Consider the following 13,685-nt stretch of genomic DNA (forward strand, 5'->3'; position numbering starts at 1 on the left):
ATCAATTGTATTATAACCCTAAAAGCATGAAAGCATACGTTTTTCCAGGCCAAGGCGCCCAATTTCCAGGAATGGGAAAAGACCTATATGACAATAATGAACTAGCAAAAGAGCTTTTTGAAAAAGCCAACGATATTTTAGGATTTAGAATAACAGACATTATGTTTTCGGGCTCGGACGAAGAACTTAAACAAACGAAAGTTACTCAGCCAGCTATATTTCTACATTCAGTAATTTTAGCTAAAACTTCAGCTAATTTCAATCCGGATATGGTTGCAGGACATTCTCTTGGGGAGTTTTCTGCTTTAGTTGCCAATGGCACTTTGGCTTTTGAAGATGCCTTGAAATTGGTCTATCAAAGAGCATTGGCTATGCAAGAAGCCTGTGAAATCAATCCTTCGGGGATGGCTGCTATCTTGGGATTGGAGGATCAGAAAGTAGAAGAAATCTGTGCATCTATCAGTGAAGAGATTGTTGTAGCTGCCAATTATAATTGTCCAGGACAATTGGTTATTTCTGGTTCGAATAAAGGTATAGAAATTGCCTGTGAAAAAATGAAAGAAGCGGGAGCTAAGAGAGCTTTACCACTGCCCGTTGGAGGTGCATTTCACTCACCTTTGATGGAACCTGCAAGAGAGAAATTGCAGTCTGCCATTGAAAACACAACTTTCAACTCGCCTTCGTGTCCTGTTTACCAAAATGTGAGCACCACAGGAGTTTCAGATGTAAATGAAATCAAGAAAAACCTTATCGCGCAACTGACAGCACCAGTGAAATGGACGCAATCCGTTCAACAAATGGTAGCAGATGGTGCTACTGAATTTATAGAGTGCGGTCCCGGAAAAGTTCTTCAAGGGCTAGTTAAAAAGATCCATAAAGAAGCTGAAGTTTCTAGTATTTGATAGAAAAGCCCTCAATCAGGGCTTTTCTCCTATTATTTTTACAATTGAATCATCTTCGCAATTTTTCAAAAGTGCTGTGGATGTTAATTTCAAAATCGGATGAATAAAATCGGGCACAATCTCAGCAAGCGGCTCGAGAACAAACCTTCTTAAGTGAAGGTATGGATGCGGAATCTTTAGATTAGGAGTATCAATTATTTGGTCACCATAATAAAGAATATCAATATCCATCGTTCGATTTCCCCATTTGATATCCCTTTGCCTTCCTAATATCTTCTCGATCTGTAAAGCTTTATCGAGTACTTCCTCAGCCGACAGCTCAGATTCCAAGATTAAGATTTGATTGAGGTAGTTTCCTTTAGAGACACCACCCCAAGCCTCAGTTTCGTACAAGGAGGAAATTAGGCTTACTTTCCCGATTTTCTCATCCAAAAGTTGCTTTGCTTGTGTGATTAAACTCAACCTATCACCTATATTGCCGCCAATTATCAAAATAATCTGTCGCATTTTTCTTTTCTCTATTTCAGAATATAACAATAAAGAAAAAAGCGCTATTTTAGGAACTTAATTTAAAATAAATATGAAATTTCTAGGAAATGTTTTAGCTGTTATCGTTGGACTTTTGGTGTTTTCTGTCATTAGTTTTTTTATTCTAGCAGGAATCATCGCTATTGCAGCATCGTCTGACAGTGAGGTAAAAATCAAGGAAAATACTGTGCTAGTGCTTAACCTTGAAGGAAGAGTTATTGTAGAAAGAACAAGTGAAGATGATTTTGATCTCAGCACGCTTCCAGGTTTTGGAGGAGTTGCTTCTGTCGGTCTTGTGAATTTGAAAAAAGCAATCGGTGAAGCTGCAAAAAATGAAAATGTAAAAGGCATTTATCTTCAGGCAGGAATGGTTTCTGCAGGGCAGGCCATGCTTCATGAACTTCGCGAAGAATTGATTGCTTTTAAAGAGTCAGGTAAATTTATCATTTCTTACAGTGAGCTTTATTCCGAGGGAGGATATTTCTTGAGTTCGGCGGCAGATGAAGTCTATCTCAATCCTCTTGGTGGTATGGAATTCAATGGCATTGCCTCAGAGGTAATCTTCTTCAAAGGTCTATTTGAGAAATTAGAAATTGAACCAGTAGTCTTCAGAGTTGGAGAATTCAAAAGTGCAGTTGAGCCATTTTTGCTAGATAAGATGAGCGATGAAAACAGACTTCAGACATCTGTATTTCTAAATGATTTGAATGATTTTGCAGTTGCGAAAGTAGCTGAAAGTAGGTCAATAGATTTGGAGAGAGCCAAAGAAATCAACAGCCAAATGCTCGCTCGTAAGAATAGTGATGCTTTGGAATTGAACTTAGTAGATGGGCTTTGGTATGAAGATCAAGTAAAAGATCTTATAAGAGAAAAACTTGGTCTAGAAGAAGATGCTGACATCAACACCATCAATGTCACTAGAATCAATAAAGACGCGAAAACAAAGAACATTCTTTCAAAGAATAAAATTGCTGTGATCATCGCACAAGGCGAAATTGTCAGCGGTTCAGCGGAGGGCGTGATTGCTTCTGAGTCTTTTGTAAAAGAAGTTAACAGAGCAAAAAAAGACGAAAGTGTAAAAGCAATAGTGGTACGCGTAAATTCTCCAGGAGGATCTGCTTTGGCCTCAGAAGTAATGTGGAGAGCACTCGAAGAAGCCAAAAAAGTAAAGCCTATAATTGCCTCAATGGGAGAATATGCTGCATCAGGAGGATACTACATTTCCGCACCTGCTGACACCATTGTGGCGCAGCCAAATACGATTACAGGATCTATCGGAATCTTCGGTTTATGGTTCAATGCAGAAGGATTGATGAAAAACAAACTAGGACTTACAACAGATGTAGTAAAGACTGGTGAATTATCAGACTTCTTGAGCTTCACTAGAAAATTAACTGATGTTGAGAAATCTATTTTCCAAAATAACATTGAAGATGGTTATGACACTTTTATCTCAAGAGTAGCGGATGGAAGAAACATGAGTAAAGATGAAGTGCTTGCAGTGGCTTCAGGAAGAGTTTGGTCAGGTATTCAGGCAAAAGAGAATGGTTTGGTTGATGTCTTGGGTGGTTTGGAAAACGCTGTAGAAATTGCTGCTACCAAAGCAGGTGTAGAAGAGGACTACAAAGTCGTGTATTATCCACAAGTAAAACCATGGTTTGAAAAATTGATGGCTGACCTCACCAATGACGTTCAGACGAGATATATGAAATCTAAACTAGGCTCTTTTTATCCAGTTTTCAACGAACTTGAGAACATCAAAAAATACGAAGGAGTAATGCTTAGAATGCCATATGACTTGGTGATTGAATAGGTATTAATCAGAATACATAGTAAAACAAAAAAGAGAGCCGAGGCTCTCTTTTTTGTTTTATGCTAATTTAAGCTGTTGGAAACTGCAACAAAACTTTCCATGCATCTTCCACATTCCCATCCTCCAAAAGCGCCTTAGCATGTTCATGCAAATGAAAGGCAAGACTTTCTTGGTCATTTTGAAATCTGATTTTCATTTCCACGATTTCGGGACGATCACCATATTCCAAAACCTCGTCATTTGTTGGGATTTTTTCAATATTCCCTAAGCGCCCAAGGTTATTTCCTGTTAAGACAATACTATTTCGGATGATACTCGGGATCTGATCTACACCGATCCCTTTATTTCTAATTGGCTTTGGAATTTCGAAAAGTGCTCCTCCATTGGCTCTACAATACCAATTTCCTCCCATTCTTGACACCGCATCTAATTTAAAAGGATCGATTTGTCCACTTTTATCTAAAATAGAATCCGATATATGCGCCATAATCACTTCGCAGACAATCAGATTTCCTGCTCCACCTTCATCACCAAGAGAAATAATATCCTTTACAATACATTCAAAAGCAGCGGGGGATTCTTTGACTCTTGGAGGAGAGACTTTCAGAGATTTCTCCGATGTCAATCCAGCTTTTATAAATTCATTGACGCCCTTATCATATTCTGTACTTGACAATGACATCTGTTCGACGATCGAAAAATCCACGATATTGATAACCACTTCTTTGACTTCGTGTACATTTTCAAGAGTATGCTTTGTGGTATTGTCCCTTACCCTTCGGGATGGTGAAAAAACCAAAATCGGAGGATTAGAGCTAAAAACATTGAAGTAGCTAAATGGACTGAGGTTGACTTTGCCACTTTTATCTACTGTGCTTGCAAAAGCGATAGGTCTTGGAGCCACAGCACCTTGAAGATAAGCCTGAAAGTCAGCTGAGGAAACATTACTGGGATCAATAATCATATTTGGGTGGTATTTATTGTTTTTATTTTTAATTTAAGATTTCAAATAAACCTTATTTTCACTTTTACAATTCACGACTATGAAAGCAAAATTCTTTTTTATTTTCCTGATCACACTTACTCTAGGTGAAGTCAGTATAGGACAAAGTTACCAATTCGCAACTTATAACATAAAGTTTGACGACCTCAATGATTCAGAAAATCTCTGGAAAGACAGGTCAAGCCATTTGATCAATCTCATGCAATTTCATAAAATGGATCTCATCGGTACCCAAGAGGGTATGAAAAATCAATTAGATGAAATTAGCAGTACTTTAAAATATCCCTATATCGGACAAAGCAGAGAGGAAGATGGGATCAAAGGAGAGTTTTCTGCGATTTTTTATAATCCAAAAAAATTCACTTTAATAGAAAGCAATACCTTTTGGCTTTCACCGACTCCTGATAAAGCTTCAAAAGGTTGGGATGCAGCACTCAATCGGATATGTACTTATGGGAAATTCGAAGATAAAGATGGTCAGCAATTCCATGTTTTCAATATCCACTATGATCATGTTGGCCAAAAAGCAAGAGAGGAAAGTAGCAAATTAGTTTTAGATAAAATCAAATCTATCAATGTTGAAAACACCCCTGTGATCCTGATGGGTGATTTCAATGTAGAGAAAGACAATAAAGCTTATGAAATCATCGTGAAAAGCGATTTCAATGACAGTAAAAACCTAAGTCAAAGCACTCCATTTGGAGCGATCGGGACCTTCAATGGTTTCAATTGGGAGAAAAAACCTGAAAGAATTATCGATTATATTTTTGTGAACCAAGGAATCGAAGTAATTCGATATGGCATTTTGACTGACAATTATGGACTGAAATACCCTTCCGATCATTTTCCTGTGATGATCGAGGTTTCTTTTTCTGCAAATCAATAGACTACTGAACAAATAGCTGAAATAGCTCTTCCAAAGTCGCGTCTAAATTATCCGAAAATCCGCCATGTGGTCGGGAAGTTTGAATCATAGAACTTCTGTTAGCTGTAAGCCAGCGGAATCTTGAAGGCGCATCTTGTTGGGAGATGGGGCTACCATTTGCTTTGCCTTGGCAGATTTGGTCTAAGGATTCGAGATAATTTTCTATTAGCTGCACATCTGCATCAGGATCCAAAGTCTTAAGTTTAGAAATATCTAAATTGACTTTACATTTCAAGAAATTTCCATTCTTGGAGCAGAGCAATACACCCACATTGATAAATTCCTCCCGTTCTACCCTGGGCACAACTCTCAGAATGGCATATTCATATAAGTGCTTTCCTTGCATCTTCCGCTTCTTTTATAAATACTCCTGAAAATTCTAATCTCTTTAATAAAAACGATTCATAGATCGCCCTTCCTTCTTCTGCATCTTCCACATCTCTAGAAGCCAAGATCCATTCATCAGGGATCAAGTCAATGATTGTCCGGATAGCCGCAGGAGTTAGGATTTTCTTAAATTCCACATCAATTGCTTCCAATTCACTTGCATAAGGAAGTAAGACGTGTGTTTTGATCGTAGGAAATGGGCCTTCTGCATGCTTTTGCCAATTGTCCCAAGAATGATGGAAAAGGAAAGAAGCCCCATGATCGATCAGCCAAAGTTCTCTATTCCAAATCAGCATATTCGTATTTCGGAAAGTTCGATCTACATTGGTGATGTATGCATCTAACCAAACAATCTTGGAAGCCAATAGCGAATCAACCTGTGTAGCACCAGGATCAAAAGTCAAAGCTTTGGATAAAAAATGTAGTGCCAGATTCAATCCCTGACTTCCCTTGAGCAAATCCTGAATTTCCTCATCACCTTCTGATCTCCCAAAAGCTTCATCCAAATTCGCAAAAACCAACTCCGGTACTTTGAAGCCGAGCAATCTGGCGATTTCTCCCCCAAGCAATTCAGCGATCAGTGCTTTTTCACGTTGTCCTGCTCCCCTAAACTTCAACACATAGCTAAATCCATCATCCGCATCAGCCAATGCAGGCAAAGAACCGCCTTCCCGCAATGGCATGACATAGCGCATGACATTGACGGTGCGAAGTTTTGAATTGAGTATTTGATTGTTCATTCGTTAGATTTTTCCTATCCCAAAGGTAAAATAAAAGTGTAAATGCCAAGGATAAAGGAAAAATGAAATTTTCGAATTTAAAATACCAACGGCATAATTAATGACAAAGAATCATGATCTATTTATAAAATTTAAATTCAATTATTCAAGTCTGGTAATTTGATCTTCTTCTTTATTTACAATATAAACACTGTTCAAAAGTAAAATTTTATCAAACTTATCATTTTCGACAACAATTAATCGATTTTGAAGATTAGGTGTATTTTCCTTTATCATATAATTAAAAACTATTAAATCTCCTACATGAGCTATTGCTAGTAACTTCTCATCATATTTTTCATTTAGCTGTTTCAATTTGTCGATACAAAAAGAACAGTCACCATCGAAATAATATATAATGTTATTATTGGTCAATTGGAGATCAAGTTTATGTTCTTCTAATAGCAACATCAATTTTAAATAAACAGAGTCATTTTTTGAAGCTTTAGTAGAACATGCTTGAGTAAAGACTACGAACATTAATAAAGCAATTTTTTTCATTTCAATTTATATTTAACTAAACCTCCCTCAACATCGCTAGAAAAACCGAACAGAGTATTATTGGTCCAATCAATATCGAAATCCAAAATCCTTTGATCTAAATAAATAATTTGTTTGAGATTCAAGTCTGAATCAAAATTAAAAAGCAAATTACTTTCTTCATCATTTCTATAAAACTCTTTCCCATCATATAAAATATAAAGCTCATCATTTCCAATTGCAGGCTGATTACTAAACCCTATTAATGATCCTGAAACTGGGACCACTCTTGAAGAGCCTCCCCCTAAGTCTTTTGTGGAAAACTGAGGTTCAAATTGAGTTGGGCCTACATATGAATTTATAATATTACCTTCAAAATCAAGCTTTTCTATCCTATCAGAGAAAAGAAAAGAACGGATTATAAATTTTCCGTTTTTTGAAACATTAAATTCACCAGAAAACGCCTCAGATTGTTGAAAATTGTCTACTTTGATTTGCGTTTCTGGGTACTTCCCTAATGTATTAACGAGTTCTCCACTGAAGTTTATCAAATTGTAGGAATAGCTATCCTTTGACTGATAGTTCTTTCGGAAATCTATAAGCAAATCGTCATCAATAACTAAAGGTTTTTCTGGACCAATATTTCTTAAGTCAATATCAAAAGAAGGCCAAAAACTAGCTTTTCCCAATTCGACAGAATCCATCGAATAGGCAAAAAGTCTTTTTTTGATTGGATCGGTTGAGTAAATCAATTTATTTTTAGTGTCTAATTGAAGTGTCCATCCGATAATCTGTTCGTTAGGACCCTCTCCTTTTTTAATAAATGAATTTATAAATTCAAATGTGTCTAGATCATAAACTTTTAAAAGATCAGACCCACTTCTTTGCAATAAATAAATCATTCTTTTCTCAGAATCTATTTTTATCCTTACTGGAGAACCGAGACTTTCTAATTGAATGATTTCATTACTTAATACCCTCTCGTAGTCGATTTTTATTTCTTTGGATTCTTGGCAACTGCTTACAATAAATATTGTAAACAAAATAATAATGTTATTTTTCATTTTAATAATGGATAAATAAGGGTGCAAATAATGGCACCCTTATTAATTTACACTTAGTTTACTCCACCAAATTCAGATTTTACTTTACTAAAATAACAGGTTGTTTCAGACATAGTTTGTCTGATTTTACAATTGAACCTATTACTATCCGTAGCATAAGTGGCGCATAAAGGACTAACACTTCCACCGTCATCTAAAGATGGGTCTTCCACACCTGTGAACGCTAAAGAAAAGCTTCCTAATACAGCGATTCCAAGAGTAAATAATTTTAACTTTTTCATATATAAACAATTAATTATTAAAAACACATTTAAAGGCTGTGCCGTTCTCCTAAAAAGTAATCCTAACCGGTATTGAAAACTTTTCAGAATGAATTTACCCCCCCCAATATTAAAAAGCAAGTTCAACCTAACTTTATTTTTTTGTTTTTATAATGATTAAATATGTTTTTTATGTGATTTTTTTCTTCTTATTTACTCTTTTAGCCAGTATATATTCATTTTATGTAATTTCATTTATATGGTTTTTTTACAATATTGTTTAAAAAAAAATCACACCTCGCCCAATATCCCCATAAGCATGGACGACATTAGATTATCCTGAAGAAAGGTCGTACCTAAAACACTGAACTCATCAGCCACCATCTTTTACAATGGATTGAAATCAAAGGTTAGAATGTTGTTCCCTCCTACGGAGTTTTTTCAACTTCCTCCAAAATATTCTTTTGTTAAAATTTCTTCTACTTGATTTATTTCCATACTTTTGCGCCCTTATTGGGAAATGAAGCTGCATGAAGAAAATTGATTTTAAAGATCTTATTCTGTTTGAAAATGAGGATTACCTCGTGATCAATAAGCTTCCATATTTATCGACATTGGATGACCGGCATGAGGCCCAGAATATTCTGGACTTGGCCAAAGGATACACCCCTGATGCCCAGGTGTGTCATCGTCTGGACAAGGAGACTTCCGGTTGCCTGGCAATAGCCAAGCATCCTGTAGCCTACCGAAATATCGCCATCCAGTTTGAAGACAGAAAAGTTGATAAAATCTATCATGCAGTAGTAGAAGGCATCCATGATTACAAAGATGTATTGGTGGACAAAAATCTACTCGCCAACAATAAGGGAATCGCCAAAGTCAGCAAAGATGGTAAGCCGGCACAGACGTATTTCAAAACAGTGAAGACCTATTTCAAGCATTCCTTAATAGAATGCAAACCGGTCACTGGAAGACTCCATCAAATCAGGGTTCACCTGGCTTACTTGAAGTCACCCATCTGTGGAGATGAAACATACGGAGGAAAGCCCCTTTACCTATCAGAACTCAAAAGGCGATTCAACCTCAAAAAAAACACAGAGGAGCAACCTATCATGCAACGCGTATCGCTTCATGCTTACGCATTGAATTTCACAGGAGTGAAAGGAGAAAGCATAGAGGTCATTGCTCCATATCCGAAAGATTTTGACGTCTTAGTCAAGCAATTGGAGAAAAACAGATAGTATAAATATTTAAGCCTTCATTAGCTTGGATTACAGCATGTTTTTAGAGTAAAGTCAACAACTTTCAAAAAAAACTGAAGTAAAGCCGTGAAAATGTGGGCAATAATGTTCTTTCTTTTGCATTAAAAAGAAATTACTTCTATCTTTGTGTCCCTTTTTGAGGGTGAAATATATTTAACAAGCTCATAATAAAACATTTACACAGTGGATACATTAAGCTATAAAACCATATCAGCGAATGCCGCAACTGTAGAAAAGAACTGGATCGTAGTGGATGCCCAGGCTGCAGTATTAGGTAGATTCTCAAGTGAGGTAGCGAAAATCTTACGAGGTAAGCATAAGACATCTTATACTCCTCACGTAGACTGCGGAGACAATGTAATTGTCATCAATGCAGATAAGGTTAGATTGACTGGTAAAAAGTGGAACGATAAAGTATATGTTCGTCACACTGGATACCCAGGAGGTCAGAGAATCTCTACTCCAAAGTTATTGATGCAGAAATCTGCACCAATCTTGGTAGAGAAGGCCGTAAGAGGTATGCTTCCTAAGAACAGACTTGGAAGACAGTTGTACAGAAACTTATTCGTGTATGAAGGACCAGAACATCCTCATGCTGCACAACAACCAAAAGAACACAAATTCTAATCAAAGCAGACTATGGAAATTATCAACACAATCGGTAGAAGAAAGACATCTGTTGCTAGAATCTACATGAAACCAGGAAAAGGTGAGATTTCTGTGAATAACAGAACAATCGAAACTTATTTCCCATTTGATTTGCATCAGATCGTGGTTAAGCAACCTCTTGCCCTAGTAGGTGTAGATGGTACTTATGATATCACAATCAATGTAGACGGTGGTGGAATCAAAGGTCAAGCAGAAGCGGCTAGAATGGCAATCGCTAGAGCACTTTGTGAAATCAACGAAGAGCATAGAGGTACATTGAAAAAAGAAGGGTTCTTAACTCGTGATTCCAGAATGGTAGAACGTAAGAAGCCGGGACGTAGAAAAGCAAGAAGAAAATTCCAGTTCTCGAAACGTTAATCGGAAGATTCTTTACATTTTATATCGAAACTATATTATTTATTAATGGCACAAATAGAATATAAAGACTTACTGGATGCTGGTGTTCATTTTGGACACTTAACTAGAAAGTGGGATCCGAGAATGGCTCCGTATATCTTCATGGAGAAGAACGGTATCCATATCATCGACCTTAACAAAACGCTTGTTTGCCTAGACGAAGCATCCAACGCAATCAAGCAGATCGTACGCTCAGGTAAAAAAGTCATGTTCGTAGCTACTAAAAAGCAAGCGAAAGACTTAGTAGCCGATGAAGCTCGAAGACTTAATATGCCTTACGTAACTGAAAGATGGTTAGGTGGTATGTTGACTAACTTCGCTACAATCAGAAAATCTTTGAAGAAAATGTCTTCCATCGACAAGTTGATGAAAGAAGAAGCTTATCTGAACTTAGCGAAGAAAGAACGTCTGATGGTCACAAGACAAAGAGAAAAGTTGGAATCTGTATTGGGCGGTATTGCTGACCTGACTAGACTTCCTGCTGCTTTGTTCGTAGTAGACATCAAAAGAGAGCACATCGCTATAGCCGAAGCACAGAAGCTTGGTATCCCTGTTTTCGCATTGGTAGATACGAACTCTAACCCGAACGAGGTAGATTTCCCTATCCCATCCAATGATGATGCATTCAAATCAATCTCTTTGCTCGTAAAAGCGTTTGGCACAGCTATCGAAGAAGGCCTTTCTGAAAGAAAGAGAGATAAGGAAGATGCTAAACTCACTGAAGAGGAGGAAGCAAAAAAAGCTGTGGACGCTGAGACAAAAGAGTAATCCACTACTTTGAAATAAATTACAAAAGATTGAACATCAGGTTTACCCCTATGTTCAATTTTTTGTTTTACTACTTGATTACATAACCCTTTCAGTTAGCCAAGGCAAAATGACGGGGATTTATAAAATATAGAAAAAGTTTAATCTAATAAATTGACTACAAAATGGCTATTACTGCACAAGAAGTAAATAAATTAAGACAAATGACCGGAGCTGGTATGATGGACTGTAAAAAAGCCCTTACCGAAGCTGAAGGAGATTTCGAAAAAGCTATTGATATCCTTAGAAAAAAAGGACAAAAAGTATCTGCTTCTAGAGCTGACAGAGAGACTAAAGAAGGTGTGATTGTAACGCACGTAAGTGCTGACAGCAAAACTGGAACTTTACTTTCATTGACTTGTGAAACTGATTTTGTGGCTAAGAATGAAGAGTTTTCTGCTTTTGCAAATACACTTCTTGACCTTGCTACTTCAAACAATGCTACTTCAGTAGAGCAAATCTTGGCATTACCATTCGAAAACATCACTACTGCTGAGAAAATCATTGAAATGACTGGTAAGATTGGTGAGAAAATCGAAATCTCTCATTATGAAATCGTATCTGGCGAGGCTGTAGTTCCTTATATTCACTCTAATGGTAAATTGGGTGTATTGGTAGCTTTAACAAGCACTAGCGGTGCAGACGTAGAAGAAGCTGGTAAAGATGTAGCGATGCAAATTGCTGCTATGAACCCAGTAGCTGTTGATAAGGACGGTGTAGATGCTACTACAGTAGAAAGAGAAATCGAAGTGGGTAAAGACCAAGCAAGACAAGAAGGTAAGCCTGAAGAAATGCTTGAAAAAATCGCTTTGGGTAAATTGAACAAGTTCTACAAAGAAAACACTTTGTTGAGCCAGCAATTCGTAAAAGACAGCAGCCAAACTATCGCTCAGTACCTTGATAGCGTAAGCAAAGGAATGACTGTCGCTGCATTTAAGAGAATTTCTATTGGATAATTCTTTTTAGAAATAAGACTTAAGACACAAGACTTAAGACAAAAAAGCTGACCCTTTGCAGGGTCAGCTTTTTTTGTTTTACCATTTCCTTGCTTCGTAATCAAGGTGGTTGAATAGATTTAAAATTGGATTTCAGCTCTGAAAGTTTGATCTCGAAGAGGTCATATGTTTATAAAAAGTAACTAAGACGAGCCATTCGACCCCGTCGGGGTCGTACTCTTCGTGGCATGTTCGATGCTATAGACATGTGATCCCTTTGGGATCAAGGGAAGGGTGAAAATCAAGATTGATTTCATCTTCAAAAACTGAAAATCTTCGTAGGAATTCAGACCTGCCAGGTTTTTGAAACCTGTCAAATCTAAACTTTTTAAAAAGTCTAACAAACTTCAATTAGCGTCTTTTGCGTGAAACTAAAAAACTTACACTCCCAAAACGATAGAAGCTTCGATATCTAATTTTTTACTGATTTCTCTGGCTATTTTAAGCGTAGGCTCACTTTTCCCATTCAAATATTCACTGATTCTTGAAGTACTTACTCCAAGATATTCAGAGAGAGATTTTTGCGTTAAACCTCTTTCTTGCATGCGCAACCTTATGGCTTCTGACAAAGTTGGGGTAGGAATGGGATAGTATTTCTCTTCATAATCTGCTACCAAATCAGACAGCAAGTTCAACTCAATGTAACTTTTGGAATCTGAATTTTCTATATTATCAGGGTTCGAAAGTAACTCTTCTACTCTATTTAAGATTGCTTGATATTCTTTTTCGGATTTAATCATGTTTTAAATATTTTGAATATCCTGTATTTTATCATATTCTGCGTGTGTACCAATGAATCGGATATAAACCTTTTTGGCATTGAATGAAATTATGGCAATCAGCCGATAATTGTTTCCATTGATATTGAAAACAAATCGATGATTCCCTACATAATCAACCGAATTGAAATCTTTTTTGATATCATTTAGAGAGTCCCATTCTTTCTTACTTGTAGTAGAATACCAGAATCGCAATGGCAATTCAGCATCAGCATGCTTTTTTGCAAATTCCTGTATTCGCTTATAAGTAACGATCCTCATTAAATTTTTATAAGAATAAATTATTCTCTATTGCAAAACAAAGTTACAAAATATGTAATTAATTTACCATGCTTTTTGTACTGATTTTGAATCGTAAAAAAGACCTCATAGAGGTCATATGTTTATAAAAAAGAACTAGGACGGGCTATTCGACCCCGTCGGGGTCGTACTCTTCGTTGCATGTTCTATGCTATAGACATGTGATCCCTTTGGGATCGAGGGAAGGGTGGAAACGAGATTGATTTCATCCTCAAAAACTAAAAATCTTCGTAATCGAGTAGACGGCCGTGAGCCATAAGCTCACGGTTCGCCTCTCACACCACCGTACGTACGGGTCTCGTATACGGCGGTTCACTGGATTGTAGGTTGCGATTT

General features: G+C 36.9%; 17 protein-coding genes. 8 read left to right on the top strand and 9 right to left on the bottom strand.

Annotation, left to right across the window (positions count from 1 at the left end; translation table 11 throughout):
- The first annotated feature begins 26 nt into the window (after positions 1–26).
- On the top strand, positions 27–902 hold the full coding sequence (fabD, locus tag IEV57_RS18320; RefSeq protein ID WP_188444492.1) for an ACP S-malonyltransferase: 876 nt from the start codon (positions 27–29) through the stop codon (positions 900–902).
- A 15-nt stretch (positions 903–917) separates the two neighbouring features.
- Here the strand turns inward: fabD and folK are convergent, their stop codons facing one another.
- Positions 918–1,409, bottom strand: a complete 492-nt coding sequence (gene folK, locus IEV57_RS18325; RefSeq protein WP_188444493.1) for a 2-amino-4-hydroxy-6-hydroxymethyldihydropteridine diphosphokinase — start codon at positions 1,407–1,409, stop codon at positions 918–920.
- A 73-nt stretch (positions 1,410–1,482) separates the two neighbouring features.
- Between folK and sppA the strand changes: the two genes are divergently transcribed.
- Positions 1,483–3,243: a signal peptide peptidase SppA gene (gene sppA, locus IEV57_RS18330; protein ID WP_188444494.1), complete on the top strand. Its 1,761-nt coding sequence runs from the start codon at positions 1,483–1,485 to the stop codon at positions 3,241–3,243.
- A 67-nt stretch (positions 3,244–3,310) separates the two neighbouring features.
- Here the strand turns inward: sppA and IEV57_RS18335 are convergent, their stop codons facing one another.
- On the bottom strand, positions 3,311–4,207 hold the full coding sequence (locus IEV57_RS18335; protein ID WP_188444495.1) for a flavin reductase family protein: 897 nt from the start codon (positions 4,205–4,207) through the stop codon (positions 3,311–3,313).
- A 79-nt stretch (positions 4,208–4,286) separates the two neighbouring features.
- Between IEV57_RS18335 and IEV57_RS18340 the strand changes: the two genes are divergently transcribed.
- Positions 4,287–5,132, top strand: coding sequence for an endonuclease/exonuclease/phosphatase family protein (locus IEV57_RS18340; protein ID WP_188444496.1), 846 nt, complete (start codon positions 4,287–4,289; stop codon positions 5,130–5,132).
- Position 5,133: 1 nt separating this feature from the next.
- On the opposite strand, the gene IEV57_RS18345 is transcribed toward IEV57_RS18340, so the two are convergent.
- The 5 genes from IEV57_RS18345 to IEV57_RS18365 all read right to left on the bottom strand — a co-directional run bounded on the left by IEV57_RS18345 (position 5,134) and on the right by IEV57_RS18365 (position 8,162).
- Complete coding sequence (locus IEV57_RS18345) at positions 5,134–5,517, bottom strand: DUF3037 domain-containing protein (protein ID WP_188444497.1); 384 nt, start codon at positions 5,515–5,517, stop codon at positions 5,134–5,136.
- Positions 5,495–6,298 (bottom strand): HipA family kinase, encoded by an 804-nt coding sequence (locus IEV57_RS18350; protein WP_188444498.1) that lies wholly within the window; start codon positions 6,296–6,298, stop codon positions 5,495–5,497. Before IEV57_RS18350 ends, IEV57_RS18345 begins: the two co-directional genes overlap by 23 nt.
- 141 nt (positions 6,299–6,439) lie before the next feature.
- Entirely contained in the window at positions 6,440–6,838 is a 399-nt protein-coding gene (locus IEV57_RS18355; protein ID WP_188444499.1) for a hypothetical protein, read from the bottom strand.
- A complete protein-coding gene (locus IEV57_RS18360) occupies positions 6,835–7,881 on the bottom strand; it encodes a BF3164 family lipoprotein (protein ID WP_188444500.1) in 1,047 nt (348 codons plus the stop codon). Before IEV57_RS18360 ends, IEV57_RS18355 begins: the two co-directional genes overlap by 4 nt.
- A 53-nt stretch (positions 7,882–7,934) precedes the next feature.
- Complete coding sequence (locus IEV57_RS18365) at positions 7,935–8,162, bottom strand: hypothetical protein (RefSeq protein WP_188444501.1); 228 nt, start codon at positions 8,160–8,162, stop codon at positions 7,935–7,937.
- Positions 8,163–8,671: 509 nt separating this feature from the next.
- On the opposite strand from IEV57_RS18365, the gene IEV57_RS18370 reads away from it, so the two are divergent.
- The 5 genes from IEV57_RS18370 to tsf all read left to right on the top strand — a co-directional run bounded on the left by IEV57_RS18370 (position 8,672) and on the right by tsf (position 12,231).
- Positions 8,672–9,382, top strand: a complete 711-nt coding sequence (locus IEV57_RS18370) for an RluA family pseudouridine synthase (RefSeq protein WP_188444502.1) — start codon at positions 8,672–8,674, stop codon at positions 9,380–9,382.
- A gap of 204 nt (positions 9,383–9,586) precedes the next feature.
- Positions 9,587–10,030, top strand: coding sequence for a 50S ribosomal protein L13 (gene rplM / locus IEV57_RS18375; RefSeq protein ID WP_188444503.1), 444 nt, complete (start codon positions 9,587–9,589; stop codon positions 10,028–10,030).
- A gap of 12 nt (positions 10,031–10,042) precedes the next feature.
- Entirely contained in the window at positions 10,043–10,429 is a 387-nt protein-coding gene (gene rpsI / locus IEV57_RS18380) for a 30S ribosomal protein S9 (RefSeq protein WP_014772440.1), read from the top strand.
- A 45-nt stretch (positions 10,430–10,474) separates the two neighbouring features.
- Positions 10,475–11,236 carry a 30S ribosomal protein S2 gene (gene rpsB / locus IEV57_RS18385; protein ID WP_188444504.1) on the top strand — a complete coding sequence of 254 codons (762 nt, stop codon included), beginning with the start codon at positions 10,475–10,477 and terminating at the stop codon, positions 11,234–11,236.
- Positions 11,237–11,400: 164 nt separating this feature from the next.
- A complete protein-coding gene (gene tsf, locus IEV57_RS18390) occupies positions 11,401–12,231 on the top strand; it encodes a translation elongation factor Ts (RefSeq protein WP_188444505.1) in 831 nt (276 codons plus the stop codon).
- Between the two features lie 419 nt (positions 12,232–12,650).
- Here tsf and IEV57_RS18395 read toward each other — a convergent pair whose 3' ends face one another.
- Together IEV57_RS18395 and IEV57_RS18400 are read right to left on the bottom strand one after the other, a co-directional pair.
- Positions 12,651–13,010 (bottom strand): helix-turn-helix domain-containing protein, encoded by a 360-nt coding sequence (locus tag IEV57_RS18395; protein WP_188444506.1) that lies wholly within the window; start codon positions 13,008–13,010, stop codon positions 12,651–12,653.
- A 3-nt stretch (positions 13,011–13,013) separates the two neighbouring features.
- Positions 13,014–13,310, bottom strand: a complete 297-nt coding sequence (locus IEV57_RS18400; protein ID WP_188444507.1) for a type II toxin-antitoxin system HigB family toxin — start codon at positions 13,308–13,310, stop codon at positions 13,014–13,016.
- Between the last annotated feature and the right edge of the window lie 375 nt (positions 13,311–13,685).

The organism is Belliella aquatica, assembly GCF_014637795.1.
GTDB classification, from domain to species: domain Bacteria; phylum Bacteroidota; class Bacteroidia; order Cytophagales; family Cyclobacteriaceae; genus Belliella; species Belliella aquatica.